The following is a 21020-nucleotide window of genomic DNA, read 5'->3' as shown; positions in this document are numbered from 1 at the left end:
CATCCGGGTATCATGGGGCAACCATCACCAGCATCTAAAACAGACGGTCGCCCACTCGGCAGAAAAGGCGGGATACGGACGGTCGCCTGCCCGGCAGAGAAGGCGGGGTACAGACGGTCGCCTGCCCGACAGAGAAGGCGGGGTACAGACGGTCGCCTGCTCGGCAGAAAAAGCGGAAAACAGACGGTCTGCCCGTCTGTCAGAGACGGCGGAAAACATTCGGTCTGTCCACTCGGCAGAAAAGGCGGGATACAGACGATCTGCCAACCCAGCAGAAAAGGCGAAATCATGGTGTCATCCTCGGCCGGTCTTCGGGTTGCTTTTGGATGAAGCTGGCTTGGAGCCTCCGGAGGATTTTGCGTCTTTCGATTGTTCCAATGTGCCCGTGGCGCTGGAAGCGGCTTTCTTCGTTTCAAGGGTATAATAGTAGATGTCCTCTACTTTATTGCCAGCATCATCGTGTGCGAGGATACGGACATAGTACTTCGTATTGCGCTTAAGCCCGGCAAGCTTGGTCTCGTAGCGACCGTCCTCCAAACGCGTGGAATCGATCTCCCGGGCGTTTTTGAACTGCAGATTGGTCGACAGAATCAGACTGCTGGCGACGGTGTATTCGTCATCAATCTCTGTCAAAATCGCAGCAGTGGTATCCGTGCTGTCGCCCAACGTGGCCTGGATGGCCGATTCGCTGCCCGGATCATGGATCATCAAAACATTTGTCAGGACCAGTTCGCCGTCCTTGCCGGGGATGCCTTTTCCTCTGAGCGCCACGCTGCTTGTGAGCGTGTAGCTCCGGATGGCGAATTTTTCGAGGGAGATGTCCGCTCTTGTGTCAAATTCCTCAGAAAGCGCGTGCAGCGCATCCAAACCTGCCGCCAGTTTCTCATGGGGCAGGACGCTACCCAGTGTTTGACCTGCGGACAACGCATCGGCAAGCCTATACATTAAGGAGAAAAAGGCCTCCGCATCCAGCGTGGTTTCATACAGGGCGTTTGAACGGCGGATGGAACCGCCCAGCTCCGATGTATCGCCAAACGCCAGCAGAGCCGCCCGCAAACTGTCAATCAGCTCGGCCGCGCCAAAAGAGGAGCTGCCGGATGGCTGCTGGGGCTGTGAGGAGTCGCCGTCGTCCGGTACCGTGTTCTGTGTGTCATCCAGCTTCCGCTGTGCTTCGCCTTCATCCAGACCATTGGCGTAACCGGCGGAGTACCCTGCTTCATACAGCGCTTTTGTATCGCCCTCATACAGGCTGCCATCCTGATAGCTGTTTCCGTGCTGTGCTTCATAGCCGTCGGCATATCCATGCGGATATCCGGTCTGATATCCCTGCCGGTAGTATTCATTATCGGTATCCGCAGGAGTGTTTCCAGCCTCCCGCGCTGAATCCTGCTGCTCTAAACGCCCGCCGCTTTCCATGCCGGAGGATGGTTCCCCGGGGGTGGAAGAACCATCCTCAGCAGGCATGGATGCGCCGGCTTCGGGAATTTCATCCCGCGTATCCGTTTCATCCGGGGAAGATGAGACGGCAGGGGACAGCGGCTTTTCCTGCGGCGGCCTTTGTGCATCCTCGTTCATCGGTGCAAGGTTACGCTGGCTGGATGGCTGGGCAGCGGTCAGACGGACCGTTGTTGCCGCCGATTCCTTATATACCGGCGCGGCGTTCACCGCAGATGCCCGCACAGATGCGGACCTGTTCTGAGCAAGGCCCGCTTCTTCCGAATCGGCGGATGCCCCCGCTGGTTCGGATTTGGCGGAAGTCTCCTCAGCATCTGCATCCGGAGAAACGGAAGCCTCCTTGCCGCTCAGAGCGGGTACATCCGGAAAAGCGGAAGCCTCCGCGCCGCCCGGTGCGGACGCATCCGGAGAGATCGAAGTTGCCGCAGGGTTCCTGACAAACACATCAGGAGATTCCGGGACATCCTTGTCGGAGACGCCGGGGGATGGGGTGCTGTTCAGGTTGAAAAGGAACTGATCCAGCGGCATTTCGACACAGTCTTCGCCGCCGTAATTTATCTCGGGCAGTTCCTGCGGGAAGCCCGGAATCCGCTGAATGAGATCGTCCGCGGCATCAGACGGCAGATAAACGGTCCTGTCGTCAATGGTCAGCCGCAGCAGATCGGTTTTCACGCCCAGGGTCGTTTCTGTCGTGATTTTCAAGGATATCGTCTTTTCGGACCTGCTGGCCGTGCCTTCACAGACATAGCGTTTGGTCTGAAAGAAGGATTTCCATTCCGCAAGCGTCTGGTCATCGAAGCTGCCGACAAACCGATTGTCCATCGAAACGGTGAGTTCGTTGTAAAAGGAGAAGCGGTCCATCAGGATCATCTGTTTCATGGTGGCGTAAAAATCCTGCTGCGCTCTGCCGCAGGAACTGAGGGTAACAAGGCACACGAGTGCCAGCAAAAGGGATAATGCCTGCTTTTTCATGGTCAAACACTCCTTTTGTCGGGACATCTTTGCGGCAAAGGCAAAAGCCTGCAGGGAACCGCAAAGATGTCGAAATTTGTCGAATATAAAACGGAAAGAAGGCCCCCGTCTCCCATGGGAGGCAGAACGGGGGAGTATCTTTGGAAACGGAATGTTATTTGGTGCCGAAAATACGGTCGCCCGCATCGCCGAGCCCCGGCACGATATAAGCGTCTTCATTCAGGCATTCATCCAGCGAAGCGGCGTAAATCTGCACATCCCCGTGCGCTTCCTGCAGGGCCTTCATGCCCTCCGGCGCCGCGATGATGCACATGAATTTGATGTTTTTGACGCCCGCCTTCTTGAGCAGCCCGATCGCGTCGATGGCGGAGCCGCCGGTCGCCAGCATCGGGTCCACAACAATGACGTCGCGCTCCGAGATATCCGACGGCAGCTTGCAGTAATATTCGACCGGCTTCAGCGTCTGGGGATCGCGGTAAACGCCGATGTGTCCGACCTTTGCGGCCGGAACAAGGCGCAGAACGCCGTCCACCATGCCCAGTCCCGCGCGCAGGATGGGGACAAAGGCCAGCTTGCGCCCGGAGATGATCTTGGTTTTGCAGGAGGCAACCGGCGTTTCCAGCTCGATTTCCTTGAGCGGAAGGTCACGGGTGGCCTCATAGCACATCAGGTTCGCGATCTCCGCGACCAGCTCGCGGAATTCCTTGCTGCCGGTATTTTTGTCCCGCAGTAAGGAAAGCTTGTGCTGGATCAGCGGATGGTTTAAAATATATGGTTCGTTCGGCATAATTTGTGCTCCTTTAGTTTGAATCAGTCCTCATATTGCTCACAGGGAATGGAAGCGCTGAAAATACCATTTCAGCGTTTATGCATGGATTCCATCTCCATTGGATAAAAAATCCATACCAAGCCGGAAACGGAAGCTACTGTGCGCTTTCCTCTTCGAGCCTTGTGATGATGTCCAATCTGTGCTGATGGCGCCCGCCCTCATACTCGGTGTTTAAAAAAACGTCCACAAGCTCCTCCGCGGCGCCGGGGCCGATGATTCTTCCGCCAAGGCACAGGATGTTCGCGTTGTTGTGCATGCGGGTGTACTTCGCGCTGTAGTAGTCGGAACAGCACGCTGCGCGGATGCCCCTGATCTTGTTGGCGGCTATCGACATGCCGATGCCGGTTCCGCAGATCAGCAGTCCTTTCTCGAAGCTGCCGGAAGCAACGGCCTTCGCCACCACTGCGGCGATGTCGGGATAGTCGCAGGTTTCACCGTCGCAGCCAAAATCCTTATATTCGATGTTCAGTTCCTCCAGATACCGTTTGAGACTCTCCTTAAGTTTAAAACCGCCGTGATCGCAGCCAATTGCCAACATACTCATCTCTCCTTTGATTCATCAATCGGTTTGTTTGCCAGCTTCTTTTTGAGCTCCCGCTGCGCCTGCGGCAGTCTGAGATAGGCAGGGCGCAGTTCATCGGATGATATGGGAGGATTATATTGTAACACATCCAAGGCCGCCAGTGCAACAGCGGATGCGTGGGAATACAAAAGATGTTCCGGCGCTAAGTACAGATGTTCGATACGGCCCTTCGCTTCCTCGTAAACGAGCTTTGCGCCGTCCCCGACCAGATAGATGTCGCCGGCTGTCCGCGTAAGGCGCGCGGTGCGCTCCTCCACGCTGATGGCCATATCCTCGTCGATGCGGCTGACCGTATTCCCGTCCGAAGAGAACAGCGCCGTATAGACCTGCTTGCAGCGCGCGTCCATACACGGGCAGACGGTTCCCTTGATGCCCTTCAGGTTGTAGGCCAGTCCCATCAGCGTCGAAACGCCGATGCAGGGTTTGCCGTTTGCAAAGGTCAGCCCCTTGACGGTCGAGATGCCGATGCGCAGGCCGGTGAACGATCCCGGGCCGTTTGCGACCGCGAACAGGTCGATGTCGCCGACCGAAAGCGAGGTGCTGTCAAGCAGCGTGTGAATCATCGGAAGCAGCGTCTGCGAATGGGTCATGCCGGTGTTCAGGTTGATGTCGCCGACCACCGCCCCATCCTCGCACACGGCGGCCGTGGCGGTGCGCGCAGAGCTGTCCAGGCTTAATATCTTCAAAAGCGTTTATCTCCCTTAACAGTGATTTCGCGGCTGTTCTCATCCTCTCCCGGCGAGAGCGTGATCTCGATCACATTCTCGGGAAGCACCCCTTCGATGTTCTCGCTCCATTCAATCGCCAGAATCGCGCCGGTTTCGAGGTAGTCAAAGAACCCGGTGGAATAGAGGTCCTCGTAGGTTTCGATGCGGTACATATCGAAGTGGTACAGTGTGACGGCTTTGCCGCGGTATTCATTGACGATGGCGAAGGTGGGGCTCTGCACATCGCTTTCGATGCCAAGCCCTTTGGCAAGGCCGGTCACAAAGGCTGTCTTGCCCGCGCCAAGCCCTCCTTTGAAGGCGATGACGTCGCCGGGCCGCAGCAGCGCTGCGAGCCGTTCGGCGACCTCTAAGGTTTCCTGATAGGAATGCGTCTGACAGGTTTTCATATCAGAACAGCCCCGTGATGTTGCCGTCGTTGTCGATGTCGATCGAGCAGGCGGCCGGCTGCTTCGGCAGCCCAGGCATGGTCATGATGTCGCCGGTGTACACGACGATGAAGCCCGCGCCGGCAGACAGCCGCACATCCTTGACGGTGATTTTAAAGTCCTGCGGCCGTCCCAGCAGAGCAGGATTATCCGACAGGGAGTACTGGGTCTTTGCGATACAGACCGGATGCCGATCCTGTCCCAGCGCTTCGATTTCCCGAATCGCCTTTTCCGCGCCGGCCAGATAGTCCACGCCGTCCGCGCCGTAAATCTCGCGCGCAATCGTCTCGATCTTCTCCTTGATCGGCAGCTTTTCATCGTAGATCGGATGGAACTGCGAGGGCTGTTCCGCGGCCTCGCAGACCTTCCGGGCAAGCTCGGTGCCGCCCTCGCCGCCCTTGGCGAACATCTCGGCCAGCGAGAAGGATACGCCGTGCTCGTTGCAGAACTGCTCGAGCAGCGCGATTTCCGCATCGGTGTCGGTCGCGAACCGGTTGATGGCCACGACGACCGGCAGGCCGAATTTCTTCATGTTTTCGACGTGCTTCTGCAGGTTGCACAGGCCATCCCGCAGCGCGTCAAGGTTTTCGGCGGCGGTTTCGGTTTTCGGCACGCCGCCGTTGTATTTCAGCGCGCGGATGGTCGCGACCAGCACGACGGCGCTCGGGCGCAGCTTGCCGAAGCGGCACTTGATGTCGAAGAATTTCTCCGCGCCGAGATCCGAGCCGAAGCCCGCCTCGGTGATCGTGTAGTCGGCGAGCTTGAGCGCCAGCTTGGTTGCGCGGACCGAGTTGCAGCCGTGCGCAATGTTCGCGAACGGGCCGCCGTGCATCAGGCACGGGGTGTTCTCAAGCGTCTGCACGAGGTTCGGCTTGAGCGCGTCCTTGAGCAGCGCGGTCATGGCGCCCTGCACATGCAGGTCCTTGGCGTAGACGGCCTCGCCGTCCAGATTGTAGGCCACCAGAATCGAGCCGAGCCGCTGCTTCAGGTCGTCCAAGCTGTCTGCCAGACAGAGGATCGCCATGATTTCGGATGCGACGGTGATTTGAAAATGATCCTCGCGCGGCATGCCGTTGACCTTGCCGCCAAGGCCGACGATCGTGTTGCGCAGCGCGCGGTCGTTCATATCCATGCAGCGTTTAAACAGGATGCGCCGGCAGTCGATGCGCAGCGCGTTGCCCTGCTGCAGATGGTTGTCGATGATTGCGCAGAGAAGGTTGTTTGCGGCGGTGATCGCGTGCATATCTCCGGTGAAGTGCAGGTTGATGTCGTCCATCGGGACCACCTGCGCGTATCCGCCGCCAGCCGCGCCGCCCTTGATGCCGAAGACCGGGCCGAGCGACGGCTCGCGCAGCGCGATGATCGCGGATTTTCCAATCTTCGCCATGGCCTCGCCAAGGCCGACCGTCGTCGTGGTCTTGCCCTCGCCCGCCGGGGTGGGATTGATGGCAGTAACCAGAATCAGCTTGCCGTCCGCACGGTCATTCAAGCGGCTGTAGATGCTCTCAGAAAGCTTCGCCTTGTAATTTCCGTACAATTCCAGCTCGTCATCCTGAATGTGCAGCTTTTGGGCGATCTCGCGGATGGGCAGCATATTGGCACTGGATGCAATCTCAATATCTGTTTTCATATATTTCTCTACCACCTCTACAAGTTTTTGATCACATTTACCATAATTATATCATACTAAACCGGCGTTTACAACCGCGGGCAGAGGTTTTTTGCCGTATTGCTCATCTGGGTTGATATGCAAAAGGCCGGACGCAGCCGTCAAGGAAAGAGGAGCGGAACCATCCAGCTGCATGGTTATGGATGTACGGGCTTGGCATCCATGCGGATTACGCCTGATATCGTAGGAATCGGCGGAACACCGGCGATTGAGAGATATCAGAGGTTTATTCTATTTATGCGGCTCAGATGGGAGTTCATCCGGGTCACGGAAGACGGTCATCCGCTTCCGCGTATACTGATCCTCAAAGGTTATCCCGATACAAAAATAGAAGTCGGGAACACATACCCAGGGGACAATGCCGGTGTAGGAAGCCGGCGCCGCCGGATATGCAGGAATGATACAGGCGTCAAATATCGATAAATTATGCCGGATTCCGAAGCGGACGGCGCCGCTTGTCCATCCGATACCCGTGCTGATTTTCCCCAAAGTTTTAAATCCGACGTGTTTTGACAATATTAAAGGATAAGTCACAAATCTGAACTGGTAAAGTAATATACTTATTTCTATATGAAAACAATGGAGTTCTTAAATGCCTGTGTTCGGGTACCGTCGGTGTACAGAATAGAACAGCTGCGGCAAGGCGTGGATTCCGCTGCCGTTCGGCTTATACAGATAAAGGATGGACACATTTCTATGAAAATCGACGTGATTTTCTTTTTGAGATGGGTTAAAAAGCAAGGAGCATGCTATGAAGAAGATTTTCTCATCGATTGCGGGTTATATCAAAGGAACCGACAAGGCGCTGTTTTTTTTATGTATCCTGACTTCCGGGTTTGCGGTGCTGATTCTGGCCGGACTGTCCATTTCATTTCCATATCTGGGCAGAATGCCGATTGTGCAGGGTGTCGCCGCAGTCGGCGGCCTTGTGGTTGCAATCATCATCTCCAAAATCGATTATCGGACGCTTGGAAAGCTATGGAAGTTTTATGTGCCGGTTCTGCTGGCGCTGGTCGCGTTGACCTTTATCATCGGCGTGCAGAACGGAACAGCCGATGACAAGGCATGGATCCCGCTGCCGTTCGGCTTGTCCTTTCAGCCGTCGGAATGGCTGAAGATTGCGTTTATCCTGACATTCTCCTACCATGTGGACGCGGTGCGGGATGAAATCAACAAGCTTAAAAATGTACTGCTGCTGGGTCTGCACGGCATATTTCCCGTGCTGCTGATCCACTTCCAGGGCGACGACGGCACCGCGCTGATATTTGCCTTTATCTTTGTGGCGATGCTCTTTGCGGCGGGCCTGTCCTGGAAATACATTGCGGCCGCGGCCGGTGTTCTGGTCGTTGCACTGCCGATTCTGTGGTTCAAGGTATTCGATCAGGACCAGCGCGACCGGTTTTTGATCCTGTTCAATCCGAATTCAGACACACAGGGCCTGGAGTACCAGCAGATCAATGGAAAGATTTCAATCGGCTCGGGCCAGGTTTTCGGCAACGGGCTGTTTTCAGGGGAGCACCGGTATGTGCCTGAAATCCAGAATGACTTTGTCTTCTCGTTCATCGGAGAGGCTCTGGGTTTTCTGGGCTGCCTGCTGGTTGTCGGACTGATCACGGCGCTCTGCGTCAAAATCCTGCTGGTGTCCCGCGCTTCGGCTGACTGGATGGGCAAATCCATCTGTGTCGGCGTGTTCATGATGCTGGCCAGCCAGACCATCATCAATATCGGCATGAATTTGGGCGTGCTGCCGGTTATCGGCGTGACGCTGCCGTTTTTCAGTGCGGGAGGAAGCTCGGTTGTAACGGTTTATATGGGCATCGGGCTGGTGCTGAGCGTTTACATGCACAACAAGACGACGCTGTTTATGGAGTGAGGAAAATTGTTTTCTTCTGCGGCAGATATACGGTATTCCAATATTCTATGATAAGGTATCTATAAAGCTGGTACGAGGTGCCGATGCAGTGCAAACAGGCGGAGAGCTAACTCTCCGCCTGTTTGTTGTATCGAGAAATCTTTCAGCATCCGGGCCGGATGCCGGATCATCCAGTTTTTTATCCGGGATGATTGAACCCGGTGGTATTTTGACAATATTAAGGGATAGGTCACAACTTGGAACCGGTAAAGTATTATACTTATCAAAGATATTGTTGAAAGGGTTTGTATTTGAAGCAGTATAAAGGACGAACACATTTCTATTATATTCGATGTGATTTCCTTTCTGAGATGGTACAATAAGAAAGGAGTATACTATGAAAAAGATTTTTTCAGCGGTTGCGGATTATGTCAGAGGCACCGACAAAGCGCTGTTTTTTTTATGCATCCTGATTTCAGGATTTGCCGTGGTCATTCTGGCCGCGCTGGCCAAATCGCTGCCGTATCTCGCCAGGATGCCGATTGTACAGGGAGGCGCCGCGATCGGCGGCCTCATTGTCGCGATCATCATCTCGAAAATCGATTACCGGACGCTCGGGAAGCTGTGGAAGTTTTATGTGCCGGTTCTGCTGGCATTGGTCGCATTGACCTTTATCATCGGCGTCCAGAATGGGGCGGCCAATGACAAGGCATGGATCCCGCTGCCGTTCGGCATGTCCTTCCAGCCGTCGGAATGGCTGAAAATCGCGTTTATCCTGACATTCTCCTACCATGTGGACGCGGTGCGGGATGAGATCAACAAGATCAAAAATGTGCTGCTGCTCGGTCTGCACGGCATGTTTCCCGTGCTGCTGATCCACTTTCAGAACGACGACGGCACCGCGCTGATGTTCGCCTGTATCTTTGTGGCGATGATCTTTGCTGCGGGTCTTTCCTGGAAATACATTGCGGCCGCGGCCGGTGTTCTGGTCGTATCCCTGCCGATACTGTGGTTCAAGGTGTTCAGCCAGTACCAGCGGGAAAGATTCCTGATCCTGTTCAATCCCAATTCCGATACGCAGGGCATGGAATACCAGCAGATCAGCGGCAAGATTTCGATCGGCTCGGGCCAGATCTTCGGCAACGGGCTGTTTTCAGGGGAGCACCGGTATGTGCCGGAAATCCAGAACGACTTTATCTTCTCTTTCATCGGGGAAGCGATGGGCTTTTTGGGATGCCTGCTGGTCATCGGCCTGATCACGGCGCTCTGTGTCAAGATTCTTTTGGTGTCCCGCGTTTCGTCCGATTGGATGGGCAAGTCCATCTGTGTCGGCGTGTTCATGATGCTGGCCAGCCAGACCATCGTCAATCTCGGTATGAACCTTGCGGTGCTGCCGGTTATCGGCGTGACGCTGCCGTTCTTCAGCGCGGGCGGAACCTCGGTGGTGACGGTGTATATGGGCATCGGATTGGTGCTGAGCGTCTACATGCACAACAAGACGACGCTGTTTATGGAGTGAGGAACCGCATCGTTCTCTGTCTGCAGTCGGGTTTGCCGTGCGGAAGACAGTGACGCATAATATGAAATACCAGTAAAACAGGCGGAGAATATTCTCTGCCTGTTTTTTTGCATCGATTGCGTAACTTCCGTTCCCATGTGTATTCTTTTCAATATTGCGCAAAAAGGCCGCTCTTTATTGAAACATTCCATCCTGCTGCTGCATGCGCGTCCATCCGCCAAGATCCGCCTGCCGGTCAGAGATGTCCAACTGACGCACCATACTGTGCAGCTCAGCCGCCGAATGGATATGGCTGTCATATGTATGCAGCCTGCATTGTGTCTGAACCGGAAGCGACAGAAAGTATGCCCGGCTGCTGCGGCTGTTCTGCATCAGCTGCTGTAAATTCTCATACTTCATGAAATCCCTCCTGTGTGGTGATTTGAGGCTTTTCATAGTATTTGCCGCTTGCAGAGGAATATCCGGGCAGGCAGGGATGTGCCCGGAAGCCGGAATGCGTCTTCGATCAAGCAGCATCCCATGGACAGCCATGGTGTCAGGAAGATCCTGTTTGACAGATGAGAAGGTTTATATTATAATGATTCTAACAATGAGAATTCTAACAATTGGAGTGAGTCAAATGGAAGAGTCGTTTCACTATCTTCTGATGATCAACCACGCAATGCTGCAAAAACGCCTGTTTTCCTGTCTCAAAGATACCGGGCTGACATCCGGACAGCCGAAGGTCCTGGATTACCTGAAGGAACATGACGGCATGACCCAGAAGGATATCGCGCAGGCCTGCCGTATCGAACCGACCTCGGTGACTGCCGTGCTGCTCGGCATGGAAGAAAAGGGCATCATAGAACGCAGGATGCTGAACGGAAACCGCCGTTCCCTGCATGTGTTCCTGACGGAGAAAGGCAGGCTGCTGCTGGATGAGGTGAATCAGGCGTTTGATACGGTGGAAGCACAGTGCTTCCAGGGGATCGGCCCGCAGGAGCTGGAGCAGTTCCTGACAACCTTTCGTAAGATGCGGGACAATCTCAAGCTTCCCGTTCAGGAACGGAGGGATGGCTGATGGAGCGGCTGAAGCGGTATCTGGTCTTTCTTGCGGGGCTGTTCATTGCGTCGCTGGGCGTCAGCCTGATCACCAAGGCGGACCTCGGCACATCGCCGATCTCTTCGATTCCATATGTCCTGAGCCTGGGTTTCCCATTCACCTTGGGGGAATTCACGATTGCGTTCAGTCTGCTGCTCATCGTTCTGCAGCTTTTGATTTTGCGGCGAAATTTCAAAAAGGAAGACCTGCTGCAGATTCCCGTATCCATTTTGTTCGGCTACTTCATCGATCTCACGATGCTGCTCCTCAGCTGGTTGCAGCCGCAGGACTACTGCCTGAAGGTGCTTTTTCTGCTGCTTGGCTGTATTGTGCTGGGATTTGGCGTCTATCTGGAGATTCTGGCCAATGTCGTGATGCTGCCAGGCGAATCATTTGTCCGGGCTGTGTCGGTCACCTGGAACACGGATTTCGGCATCACAAAGGTGGTGTTCGACGCGTCTATGACCGCGATTGCCGGACTGCTGTCCCTGCTTCTGTTCCAAGGGCTGCAGGGAGTCCGCGAAGGCACTGTCGTTTCTGCGCTGCTGGTCGGATTCATTGCGCGCTTCTTCGGAAAAGCTCTTCGGTTCGTGCAGCCTTTGCTGTTCGGAAAATATGAAAGCCTGCCGGACATCTCCGCCGAAGAAAGTTGATGCAGCTATAAAAGAGCTGTGTTTTCACGGAAACGACAGCTGTTCACGCGCATCTTTGTTCTGGAGATTATACAAATTGTTATACAGCATGATTTTTATACAGAAACAGCCAGTTCAGGTTGGTCTCAAGACCTCTGGAACTGGCTGTTTTTTTGTTGCTTGCTGTTTTCCTGCATATACAGTAAAATCCCGTCGGCGAAATACCTGTCCTCATCGCCCCGGATACGGCTCGGGATGTTCTTGCCCGTTTGAACGGTCTGCGCGGCAAAAAGTTATGAAGATGGCTGGCAGTGCCGAAAACGTATGGTGCGGGCATAAAAGGGTTCTGTATCAAACATGCATGCATGAATCCGGTATCCATTGTTACATATGGTTAGTCCTGTGTCAGGTACTGGATGTCCTCCATTGACAGCACAAAGTCGCCGCTGCGCATGCTGTCCGCAAGCTGACTGGGATTCGAGCAGCCGATGATCGCTGCTCCCGGCACCGGATTCGACAGGATATAGGAGAGACAGACCGTCGCAGGGGAAACGCCGTACCTGTCACAGAGAACCCGGACCCGCTCAATCCGCCGGATATTGGATTCGTTGAGGAAGCGGGTGCGCACCTTTTCACTGAGACTGTCCATACCCTGTTCAATCGATTTCGAGAAGATGCCCTTTGCCTGTGACGAAAACGCCATGACCGGAAATTTATTCTCCAGATACCAGCGGTATTCCTCATCGTTCATACAGATGAGCGTGTCGTCTCCCCAGCTTTCCGGTGTGCAGGAGGCAAGGCTCCACTGGATCTGGCTCATCGAGAAGCCCGAAAGACCATGCCGTTTTGCATACGCGTTTGCTTCGGCAATCCGCTCCACGCTCCAGTTCGACGCGCCGACCGCGCGCACATAACCTTTCTGTATAAATTCATTCACAAGTTCCACGATCTCACCGACCGGCGTGCCGGGGTCGTCCCGGTGCAGCCAGTACAGATCGATATAGTCGGTGCCAAGCACATCGAGACTTTTGGACAAATCCTCGTATAAGTCCTTCCGGGTAATCCGGCTCACAACAGGCGCGCCCGGATTTTGATTGATGCCGTCCGGCAGACCGCCCTTGGTCGAGATGACAACCTTATCGCGCTCGACGCCGCGCATCCATCTGCCGACCATGCGTTCGCTGGCCGATTCGCCGTCCGGCAGCCAGTTCGCATAGGAACGCGCCGTGTCGATGCAGTTTCCCTGATGTTCAAAGAAATAGTCCATCATCGCGAAGCTGTCCGATTCGGATATCACGGTGCCGAAGTAGTTGCTGCCCAGTACAAGACCTGAAACCTGGAACGTGTCCCGTTCATTTTGAATCGTAAGATATCTCATAAAATCCCCCTTTTCTTACCTGCGGAATGGTACAATATCCATGCGGGATTCGGTTTCCCGCGGATATGTGTTTTTGTATGCGGACTTCCTGTTAAAGCCGGATTGCCCTGCGCATCTTCTGACGGTCCGTTTCATCGCGGGAAAACGCGAAGACGGAGACTTCTCTGCCATGTATTTTTTGAATCAAACCGTTTTAAACGGTATTCTCCGTCCGTGGGGACGAAGCATGCGAAGGATGCATGGAGCGGATGAAAGCGGCTCTCGCCGGCAGCGTCTGAACAGGAGGATGCACCTTTTGCAAATTCATAAAAGCTTTACACAGAAATCATTGTATCGCAAAACGAAAAGAATAACAATAATCATAAGATGAATTTTTGATCGTTTCATCAGAAACCGGAGGGATACCGCATGACCGACAATCAATTTACCGTAGTATCATTCAATGTAAAACGGGATGGACCGTTTACATATCTGAATAAATGGGAGAACCGCAAGTATTTTGTGGCGAATATCATCAAGAGCGCCGGCGCGTCCATTGTCGGCGTACAGGAGATGATGCCCGAAATGCGCGAAGACCTGCAAAATTTGCTGTGCGACTATGGTATATTTGGCATATCGAGACGGAAAAATAACAGAAGCGAGCACAGCGATGTTATGGTGAACAATACGCAGGCCGAAATGCGGTACTACCACACCTTCTGGCTTTCAAAAAAACCGGAGAAGGCCGGAAGCCGCGCCTATTACGCGGCGTTCCCGCGCATTTGTACGGTCGCCGAGGTCTATGTGAAGGCGATCGGACGAACCGTACGGGTGTTCAACACGCATTTCGACCACATCTGCAGCTCCGCGCGGACGCTTGGCATTAAAACCATCCTTCATTACCTGAAAGAACTGGACGATGTGAACCCGATGCCGACCATCCTGATGGGAGACTTCAACGCAAAGCCCGGCTCGAAGCCGCTGGAACTGATGAAGAAGTTTGCCGCGCGCAATCCGAGACTGGGACTGCACAGCGTATTTGATTCCTATACCGGAATCACAAATACCCACCATAATTTTAAAGGGAAGATGAACCACACCATCATCGACTACATCTTTGTATCGAACGACCTGCAGGTGGTGCGTGCGGTGGTGGATAAGTCAGCCTATGGCGGACGGTATCCATCCGATCATTTCCCGATTGTCGCGACGCTGCGTTTAAAACAGCAGACGGGAAGTGATACCGCCTATGGCGACCAAGGAACTGAAGATTCATGTCGGCGGAATGACCTGCGCCGCGTGCAGCACAGCCTGTGAAAAGGCCATTCGCCGCACGCCGAAGGTACTCGAAGCGACGGTGAATCTGGCAACCTCCAACGCGACGGTCATCGCAGAGGAGGATATCGACGAAGAAAGCGTCCTGCAGGCCATCAGGCATGCGGGCTTTGAAGGGACGGTCATCCAGGATGACGGTGTCGTCCTGGACGACGAGAATCGATACCATATGGCAGGGCTGATCCTCTGTTTGTCCTTTGCACTGGTGCTCTTGTATATCGGCATGGCGCATATGTTCCCGGTCAAGCTCTGGCTGCCGGATTTCATCGCGCCCGAAATAAGTCCGGTCGCGTTTGCCGTGGCACAGCTGGTTCTGACCATCGGCATCATCATCATTGCGCGCGGATTCTTTGTCAGCGGGTTTTCGAATATCCTGAAACGGCATCCCAACATGGACAGCCTGGTCGCGGTCGGCACGACCAGCGCGTTTATCTACAGCGTCTACTATGTCTGGCGCATCATAAGCGGGGATGTCCACGCCGTGCATAGCCTCTACTTTGAAAGCGCCGGCGTTGTACTGGCGCTGGTGACCCTCGGCAAATTCCTCGAGGAGCGCAGCAAGAATTCGGCAAAGAAGGCAATCAGCTCCCTGGCGTCGATGATCCCGGGTACCGCGACGGTCATCCGGGACGGCGAGGAGCGCAAAATCGACGCAAAGGATGTACAGCTGGACGACATCGTGGTGGTCAAGCCCTCCGAACGGGTGCCGGTTGACGGCGTCGTGGTGGAAGGGGAGGCGTCGGTCGATGAATCGATGCTGACCGGTGAGAGCCTGCCGGTCTATAAAGAAAACGGCTTCAAGGTGTCGGGCGGCACCATCTGCAAGGATGGGCTGCTGATGGTCCGGGCGACCGGCATCGGAAACAACACCGCGATCGCGCAGGTACTGAAGCTGGTGACTCAGGCGCAGGAGCGCAAGGCGCCGGTGGCGCGGCTGGCCGACAAGATATCCGGCGTCTTTGTGCCGGCGGTGGTGGTCGTCGCGGTTCTGGCGGCGGTCCTCTGGACGATTGCCGGCAAGCCGTCGGCGTTCATCCTGCAGGTATTCGTATCGGTGCTGGTCATCGCCTGCCCCTGTGCGTTGGGGCTTGCGACGCCGATTGCGGTCATCACCGGCTCAGGAAGGGCCGCGAACCTCGGCATCCTGTACCGCGGCGGCGACATCATCGAAAAGACCGCGCAGGTGAACACCGTGCTGTTCGACAAGACCGGCACAATCACCGAAGGAAAGCTGAAGATTGCGGATATCCTGCCGCTGCCGCAGAACATCGCGGATGAGCGGACCGCGGCGTTCCTCAACAACCGGTTTTCATCGCTGGAAAGCCTCAAGAACGGCACGCCGATCACGCAGGAAACCCTGCTGTTCCTGGCCGCTTCAGCCGAGTATGGGTCGGTGCATCCAATTGCAGAGGCGATCATCACGCATGCGCAGCAAAGCGGGATGCAGTTGGACAAGCCGAAGTCCGCGAAGACCTATCCGGGCAAGGGCATCACGGCGGAATTTGAGGATTTCTCAGTCACGGCCGGCACCATGCGGCTGATCGAGCTGCAGGAGATACAGTATCAGCACCTGCCCGAAATCCCGCAGGGCTGCACCGGTATCTATGTCGCGCTGGGCAAAACGCTGATCGGCCTGATCGCGCTGTCCGATACCATCCGGGAAAAGGTGCCCGAGGTGATCCGTTCACTCGAGTCCCTGCACATCGAAACCGCGATGATCACCGGCGACAACCAGGGCGCGGCCGATCTGATCGCCAGGAAGGCGGGCATCGGACGCGTGATGGCGCAGGTGCTCCCGCAGGATAAGGAAAAAGAGGTCCGCCGGCTGAAATCCGAAGGAAAGGTCGTCGCCATGGTCGGGGACGGCATCAACGACGCGCCTTCGCTGGCCGCGGCCGACGTCGGTATCGCGGTTTACGGCGGCACCGATGTCGCGGCCGAAGCCGCGGGCGTACTGCTGATGCGGGACGACATCCATATGGTGGTGGATGCGTTTAAGCTGTCCCGCAAGGTCATGCGGATCATCAAGGAGAACCTGTTCTGGGCGTTTATCTACAATTCTGTGGGTATCCCGATTGCGGCCGGACTGCTGTATCTGTTCGGCGGCCCGCTGATGTCCCCGCTGTTCGCCGGCGCGGCAATGGCGCTGTCGTCGGTTTCGGTGGTGCTCAACTCCCTGCGGCTCACGCGATACCGGCCGCAGAAATGACGGAGCGCATGTGCCCGGCAGTTGGAACATCGAATAGACTGAAATGATACTATGAATCGTGATCAAAGAGACAGAAATGGTCCGAAGTGATAAAAAAGGGTTACAACAGGCAAAGGAGTCAATGAGAATGGAGAGTTGTTTAAAGTTTCAGGTGGAAGGTATGTCCTGCGAAAAATGTGAAGAGCGCATCGAGCGGAAGCTGACCTCCCTGGGCAGCGTCGACATCGTCGAGGCGTCAAGCAAGTCTGGGATTGTGCGCGTCTATGGGCACGACCTTGAACGCGCCGATTTTGAGGACGCCATCGAAAGCCTCGGCTACGAAGTGAAGATATCCGACTGAAAACAGATACAGTCCAATAAGGCAGGCGGCACGAAGAAAGTGCCGCCTGCCTTTTACATATTGTAACCGGAGAAGGAAGAAAGATGCTTTCCAACAATAAGTACGGCTCTGATCAAAGCTTTTCCAGTTTTAGCTGTATTCAGCAGGTAAACGGAACTGATTTGCCGTGATGCGTATAATGCCTATAGGGAGAGGAAGCTTTATCTGAAAAAAATATTTTCTACATCAGTAGAAAATATTCGAAAACCTATTGACAAATTGATTCTGAAAGCATACAATGTAATTAAAGACAGATGTAGTTAATTACAGCTGTAGGGATTATAAGAACGGAGATGATATGTCATGGACAAATTGACAAAGCTGCCGGATGCCGAGTTCACCGTCATGGATGTGATCTGGGAGCATGAGCCGCCCCTGACCAGCAGCCAGATCCGCGAGCTGCTTGGCGGTGAAAACATCTGGAAGCCGCAGACGCTGTTCACCCTGCTGACCCGGCTGGAAAACCGCGGTTTTCTCAGAAGCGAGAAGCAAGGCAAGGAACGGACGTATTACGCTGTCGTTTCCCGGGAGGACTATCTGAAGTTTGAAACCAGCAGCTTTTTGTACAAATTCCACCACAATTCCGTGTTCAGCCTTGTCACCACCCTGTATCAGGACAAAGAGCTCGACGAGGAGGAATCTGAAAAACTGCTCAGGTGGTTTGAGGAGAAGGGGGGATCGTAATGCAGCTTTTCGCAGCGTCTCTGCTGCTGGCATCCCTGTCGACGGCATGTGTCATCCTGCTGTATATCGCGCTGCGGCCCCTGCTGTCAAAGCGGTTCGCCGCTAAAGGGCGGTACTATGCATGGCTTGTCGTCCTCGCATTGCTGCTGATCCCGTTTCGGCCGCAGTTCTCCTTTGCGCCGGTTCGTCTGGCGCTTCCTGAGACGGCGGCCGTCCGGACCGAAGAAACCCTGCCGCAGGATCATCCGGAAGATACATCGTGGATGATCGGTCCTGTAGCCAGCTCGATGATTGGCGGTCAGGTCCCATTGCAGCCGCAGGAGAAGGCTCATCCCGCTGATGCGCCGGCGGATGTCTCCCCGGCAGGCGCGGCCGGTTCGGCGCCGGAATGGTATGACGTCGTCCTTGCCGTCTGGCTTCTGGGCGCCGCCTGTTATCTGGGCTTCTCCCTCGCGAAGCACCGCCGTTTTATGAAACTGGTGAAGCGGTGGCGGCGTCAGATCACGGATGAAATGGTATGCGGTATCCTGCGTGAAGCCTGCGGCTGTCTCCATATCAAAAGAAGTCTTGAGGTGTATCGCTGCCGCTGTGTCAATGTGCCGATGTTGGTCGGTTTTATCCATCCCATGATCCTGCTGCCGCACGCCGATTACAGCGGACAGGAGCTTTCCCTCATCCTGAAGCACGAACTCATCCATTACCGGCGGCGGGATTTGTGGTATAAGCTGATGGTCCTTTTGTGTACCGCGCTGCACTGGTTTAACCCAGTCGTTCACCTTGCCGGGAAATATATCAGTCTGGACTGTGAGATTTCCTGCGACCAGGAGGTGCTTATCAACAGCGGTGCGGATTGCCGGCAGTATTACGGAAAGACCCTGATTTCCCTTGCCACATTAAAACCCGTCAACCGAACCGTTTTATCAACCAGCTTTTTTGGAGGTGTGAAGACTATGAAAAAACGTTTGAGCGAACTCGTTTCAACCAAAGTAAAACGCAGAGGAATTACCATTGTTGCGCTGCTTTTAACCGTCGGTGTGCTGTTTGGCGGAATAATTTCCTTTGTCGGCGCTGCGGATGCAGTGCCCAGTCCTGATTTGATCTCGGCGGAAAATGTGGAAGTGGGATTTGATTTATTTGATGTACCCGAAAACAAGGAGCTTATCTGGAGTACGTTCCAGGAGGAGTTTGCGGGCTTGAGTGCATATGATCAGGAAGCGATAACGCTCACAGGCGCACCAAAGCCGTACGTCGAGTATTGGAATCTGGGATTTTTCAGAACCATGACCGCATATGACGGACCCAACGAAATAGCAAAATTCATCATCTGCCGCAAGACGCCGAAAACCGCCCAGGTCTGCATCGATCTGCTGGCTCAGAACAAAGAAACCGTTCAGGGATTGATCAATTCGTTTCTGAATACGCCGGGACTTGAAGACATGACCGCCGAAGAGATGCAGCAGGTGGAAGGATTCCCGTACAGTATTTCTTTCCATTGCTTCAGCGCTGACGAATTGGGAAGAGGCTATGCGGCGAATCCGGAAAATCTCCAAGCAAACGTTGTGGATGGATATGGGTTCACTGCAGAGATTTGCAGCCCTCTCACTGTGTCAGAAGATCCGAGCGTTAAAACAGGAATGGGAGATTTTGGAAAGATTTTTAAAGCGAACGAATATGCACCGACCTCCTACTTGTCGTCTTGGGAATACAGTCAGTGGACCTATGAGTATGATATGGAGAATGGAAATGCTATCACCAGTGGAGTATATATTCATCCAATTAATTATGATGGCACGCTCAATTTGGAAAGAATGCGCGCAGCATTGGGATTCACGGAAGCAATTGATTATACGGATGAATGGTATTTGGGAGAATGTTTTAAAATGTTTAAAAATGAAGAATGGGGCGACGGCACTCTGTCCAACGGCATCTGCTTATCGGTCATTGTCAATTATCAGGGAAAGCCGACGGCAATGTCCACCTTCTTCTCGGTAGATCAGGAGCGAATGCCGGATGTGGTGGCCTGTGGAACTAGATACGGAGAGGAATAGAAGCTTTTTCACACGCGACAGGTTCCAAGAGAATGCAGTCTCTGCATGATATGAATCCCCTCTTGAAGCGGTATAGTATGGTGTCCGGAGGGGCCGGTCCTCTCAGCTGTCGGCCGCCCCTCTGGAGTTCCCCCAAAAAAAAAGACCGGATTTCCGCAATGCCGAAACCGATCCGTACAATGAGAAACATCTTATATATTATAATAAAACCATCCTGTTCAAGGGGACGGAGCACATGCTCTGTCCCCTTGAACAATACGAATCTAAAACACAAACAGCGGTTCTTACAAATGGAGAGGCTGTTTTTGCTTGCGGGAGGACAACCGATAGAAAGAGTCCTTTTTACATCAACCGTTATCTGCAGACGCAAAGTAACGCCATTGCATTCTTCAAAGAAGATGAGAATGCCGACCTTAGATCGCTGTCCCATGCACATAAAAATGAACGGGAGCGGATGTACATCCGCTCCCGTCTTATAAAATCTGACAAAATCTTTAGAAGGTGATCTCTCTGCCGTAGTAAGCGCATTCCAGAATGAGCTTCAGCTCTTTTTTGGTGCAGGCGCGCGGGTTGGAGCCGGTGCACGGGTCCTTCTCGGCATTCTCCGCGATCGAATCCAGCGTGGATTCGAACAGCTCCTCGCTGACGCCGGCTTCCTTGAAGGTGGCCGGGATGCCAAGGCGGCTGTTCATCTCGCGGATGGTTTTAACTAAGGAATTGAGCAGTTGCTTGTCGGTTGCGCCCGGCAGGCCCATCGTGCGCGCGATATCGGCGAAGCGCTGCGATGCGGCCGGCGCGTTGAAGCAGATGACATACGGCAGCATGATCGCGTTGCAGCAGCCATGCGAAAGCTCGTACTGCGCGCCGGTCTTGTGCGCCAGCGAGTGCACGATGCCCAGCAGCGCGTTCGAGAACGCCATGCCGGCCAGACACTGCGCGATGTGCATGTTTTCCTTCGCGCACACCTTGCCGTTGTAGGAGTCCTCCAGGTTTTCATAGATCATCGAAATCGCCTTGAGCGCAAGCGGGTCGGAGAACGCGCTGTGCAGCGATGCGACGTACGCTTCGATCGCGTGGGTCAAAGCGTCCATGCCGGTGTGCGCAACCAGCTTCTGCGGCATCGTCTCGGCAATCTGCGGGTCGAGAATCGCGATGTCCGGCGTGATCTCAAAGTCGGCAAGCGGATATTTGATCTTGGTGGAGTAGTCGGTGATGACCGAGAACGCTGTGACCTCGGTTGCGGTGCCGGAGGTGGACGGAACC

General features: G+C 54.5%; 18 protein-coding genes. 9 read left to right on the top strand and 9 right to left on the bottom strand.

From position 1 onward, the window contains the following. Nucleotides 1-294: 294 nt before the first annotated feature. From BN348_RS08040 to BN348_RS08015, 6 genes are all read right to left on the bottom strand, one after another. The gene (locus BN348_RS08040) at nucleotides 295-2427 is read right to left on the bottom strand and encodes a hypothetical protein (protein ID WP_040197355.1); all 2133 of its coding nucleotides are present in this window, start codon (nucleotides 2425-2427) and stop codon (nucleotides 295-297) included. A gap of 154 nt (nucleotides 2428-2581) precedes the next feature. Next, on the bottom strand, nucleotides 2582-3214 hold the full coding sequence (gene upp / locus BN348_RS08035) for a uracil phosphoribosyltransferase (protein WP_040197354.1): 633 nt from the start codon (nucleotides 3212-3214) through the stop codon (nucleotides 2582-2584). 136 nt (nucleotides 3215-3350) lie between these two features. Continuing rightward, nucleotides 3351-3794: a ribose 5-phosphate isomerase B gene (gene rpiB, locus BN348_RS08030; protein WP_040197353.1), complete on the bottom strand. Its 444-nt coding sequence runs from the start codon at nucleotides 3792-3794 to the stop codon at nucleotides 3351-3353. Between the two features lie 2 nt (nucleotides 3795-3796). After that, the gene (gene tsaB, locus BN348_RS08025; RefSeq protein WP_040197352.1) at nucleotides 3797-4525 is read right to left on the bottom strand and encodes a tRNA (adenosine(37)-N6)-threonylcarbamoyltransferase complex dimerization subunit type 1 TsaB; all 729 of its coding nucleotides are present in this window, start codon (nucleotides 4523-4525) and stop codon (nucleotides 3797-3799) included. Continuing rightward, nucleotides 4522-4953, bottom strand: a complete 432-nt coding sequence (gene tsaE, locus BN348_RS08020) for a tRNA (adenosine(37)-N6)-threonylcarbamoyltransferase complex ATPase subunit type 1 TsaE (protein WP_040197351.1) — start codon at nucleotides 4951-4953, stop codon at nucleotides 4522-4524. The genes tsaB and tsaE overlap by 4 nt, the downstream gene beginning before the upstream one ends. A 1-nt stretch (nucleotide 4954) precedes the next feature. Further along, nucleotides 4955-6622 (bottom strand): formate--tetrahydrofolate ligase, encoded by a 1668-nt coding sequence (locus BN348_RS08015; protein ID WP_040197350.1) that lies wholly within the window; start codon nucleotides 6620-6622, stop codon nucleotides 4955-4957. 790 nt (nucleotides 6623-7412) lie between these two features. Between BN348_RS08015 and BN348_RS08005 the strand changes: the two genes are divergently transcribed. Together BN348_RS08005 and BN348_RS08000 are read left to right on the top strand one after the other, a co-directional pair. After that, entirely contained in the window at nucleotides 7413-8534 is a 1122-nt protein-coding gene (locus BN348_RS08005) for an FtsW/RodA/SpoVE family cell cycle protein (RefSeq protein ID WP_040197348.1), read from the top strand. A 376-nt stretch (nucleotides 8535-8910) separates the two neighbouring features. Next, complete coding sequence (locus BN348_RS08000) at nucleotides 8911-10032, top strand: FtsW/RodA/SpoVE family cell cycle protein (RefSeq protein WP_040197347.1); 1122 nt, start codon at nucleotides 8911-8913, stop codon at nucleotides 10030-10032. Nucleotides 10033-10206: 174 nt separating this feature from the next. Here the strand turns inward: BN348_RS08000 and BN348_RS07995 are convergent, their stop codons facing one another. Further along, nucleotides 10207-10431, bottom strand: a complete 225-nt coding sequence (locus BN348_RS07995; protein ID WP_040197346.1) for a hypothetical protein — start codon at nucleotides 10429-10431, stop codon at nucleotides 10207-10209. A gap of 220 nt (nucleotides 10432-10651) precedes the next feature. Here BN348_RS07995 and BN348_RS07990 point away from each other — a divergent pair, with 220 nt between their 5' ends. Then, entirely contained in the window at nucleotides 10652-11092 is a 441-nt protein-coding gene (locus BN348_RS07990; protein WP_040197345.1) for a MarR family winged helix-turn-helix transcriptional regulator, read from the top strand. Beyond that, nucleotides 11092-11766: a YczE/YyaS/YitT family protein gene (locus BN348_RS07985; protein ID WP_052446819.1), complete on the top strand. Its 675-nt coding sequence runs from the start codon at nucleotides 11092-11094 to the stop codon at nucleotides 11764-11766. Before BN348_RS07990 ends, BN348_RS07985 begins: the two co-directional genes overlap by 1 nt. 373 nt (nucleotides 11767-12139) lie before the next feature. On the opposite strand, the gene BN348_RS07980 is transcribed toward BN348_RS07985, so the two are convergent. Beyond that, nucleotides 12140-13123, bottom strand: coding sequence for an aldo/keto reductase (locus BN348_RS07980; RefSeq protein WP_040197344.1), 984 nt, complete (start codon nucleotides 13121-13123; stop codon nucleotides 12140-12142). A 408-nt stretch (nucleotides 13124-13531) separates the two neighbouring features. Between BN348_RS07980 and BN348_RS07970 the strand changes: the two genes are divergently transcribed. From BN348_RS07970 to BN348_RS07950, 5 genes are all read left to right on the top strand, one after another. Further along, complete coding sequence (locus BN348_RS07970) at nucleotides 13532-14419, top strand: endonuclease/exonuclease/phosphatase family protein (RefSeq protein WP_040197342.1); 888 nt, start codon at nucleotides 13532-13534, stop codon at nucleotides 14417-14419. Beyond that, the gene (locus tag BN348_RS07965) at nucleotides 14352-16646 is read left to right on the top strand and encodes a heavy metal translocating P-type ATPase (protein ID WP_040197341.1); all 2295 of its coding nucleotides are present in this window, start codon (nucleotides 14352-14354) and stop codon (nucleotides 16644-16646) included. Before BN348_RS07970 ends, BN348_RS07965 begins: the two co-directional genes overlap by 68 nt. A 127-nt stretch (nucleotides 16647-16773) precedes the next feature. After that, complete coding sequence (locus BN348_RS13605; RefSeq protein ID WP_197068314.1) at nucleotides 16774-16986, top strand: heavy-metal-associated domain-containing protein; 213 nt, start codon at nucleotides 16774-16776, stop codon at nucleotides 16984-16986. Nucleotides 16987-17328: 342 nt separating this feature from the next. Then, nucleotides 17329-17709, top strand: a complete 381-nt coding sequence (locus tag BN348_RS07955) for a BlaI/MecI/CopY family transcriptional regulator (protein WP_040197339.1) — start codon at nucleotides 17329-17331, stop codon at nucleotides 17707-17709. Then, a complete protein-coding gene (locus tag BN348_RS07950) occupies nucleotides 17709-19757 on the top strand; it encodes a M56 family metallopeptidase (protein WP_040197338.1) in 2049 nt (682 codons plus the stop codon). The genes BN348_RS07955 and BN348_RS07950 overlap by 1 nt, the downstream gene beginning before the upstream one ends. 494 nt (nucleotides 19758-20251) lie before the next feature. Here BN348_RS07950 and BN348_RS07935 read toward each other — a convergent pair. After that, a partial coding sequence (locus BN348_RS07935) for an iron-containing alcohol dehydrogenase (RefSeq protein WP_040197333.1) occupies nucleotides 20252-21020 on the bottom strand: 769 nt, incomplete at its 5' end.

Origin of the sequence: Candidatus Soleaferrea massiliensis AP7, assembly GCF_000820765.1 — a bacterium.
Lineage (GTDB): Bacteria > Bacillota > Clostridia > Oscillospirales > Ruminococcaceae > Soleaferrea > Soleaferrea massiliensis.
The sequence above is the reverse complement of the archived record's forward strand: the minus strand, read 5'-3'. Positions and strand labels throughout refer to the sequence as shown.

Excerpts from the sequence above, each read along its gene's own strand:
- BN348_RS08040 (WP_040197355.1), bottom strand. The coding sequence starts at position 2,427 with ATGAAAAAGCAGGCATTATCCCTTTTGCTGGCACTCGTGTGCCTTGTT.
- upp (WP_040197354.1), bottom strand. The coding sequence starts at position 3,214 with ATGCCGAACGAACCATATATTTTAAACCATCCGCTGATCCAGCACAAG.
- rpiB (WP_040197353.1), bottom strand. The coding sequence starts at position 3,794 with ATGTTGGCAATTGGCTGCGATCACGGCGGTTTTAAACTTAAGGAGAGT.
- tsaE (WP_040197351.1), bottom strand. The coding sequence starts at position 4,953 with ATGAAAACCTGTCAGACGCATTCCTATCAGGAAACCTTAGAGGTCGCC.
- BN348_RS08015 (WP_040197350.1), bottom strand. The coding sequence starts at position 6,622 with ATGAAAACAGATATTGAGATTGCATCCAGTGCCAATATGCTGCCCATC.
- BN348_RS08005 (WP_040197348.1), top strand. The coding sequence starts at position 7,413 with ATGAAGAAGATTTTCTCATCGATTGCGGGTTATATCAAAGGAACCGAC.
- BN348_RS08000 (WP_040197347.1), top strand. The coding sequence starts at position 8,911 with ATGAAAAAGATTTTTTCAGCGGTTGCGGATTATGTCAGAGGCACCGAC.
- BN348_RS07995 (WP_040197346.1), bottom strand. The coding sequence starts at position 10,431 with ATGAAGTATGAGAATTTACAGCAGCTGATGCAGAACAGCCGCAGCAGC.
- BN348_RS07990 (WP_040197345.1), top strand. The coding sequence starts at position 10,652 with ATGGAAGAGTCGTTTCACTATCTTCTGATGATCAACCACGCAATGCTG.
- BN348_RS07985 (WP_052446819.1), top strand. The coding sequence starts at position 11,092 with ATGGAGCGGCTGAAGCGGTATCTGGTCTTTCTTGCGGGGCTGTTCATT.
- BN348_RS07980 (WP_040197344.1), bottom strand. The coding sequence starts at position 13,123 with ATGAGATATCTTACGATTCAAAATGAACGGGACACGTTCCAGGTTTCA.
- BN348_RS07970 (WP_040197342.1), top strand. The coding sequence starts at position 13,532 with ATGACCGACAATCAATTTACCGTAGTATCATTCAATGTAAAACGGGAT.
- BN348_RS07965 (WP_040197341.1), top strand. The coding sequence starts at position 14,352 with ATGGCGACCAAGGAACTGAAGATTCATGTCGGCGGAATGACCTGCGCC.
- BN348_RS13605 (WP_197068314.1), top strand. The coding sequence starts at position 16,774 with ATGGAGAGTTGTTTAAAGTTTCAGGTGGAAGGTATGTCCTGCGAAAAA.
- BN348_RS07955 (WP_040197339.1), top strand. The coding sequence starts at position 17,329 with ATGGACAAATTGACAAAGCTGCCGGATGCCGAGTTCACCGTCATGGAT.
- BN348_RS07950 (WP_040197338.1), top strand. The coding sequence starts at position 17,709 with ATGCAGCTTTTCGCAGCGTCTCTGCTGCTGGCATCCCTGTCGACGGCA.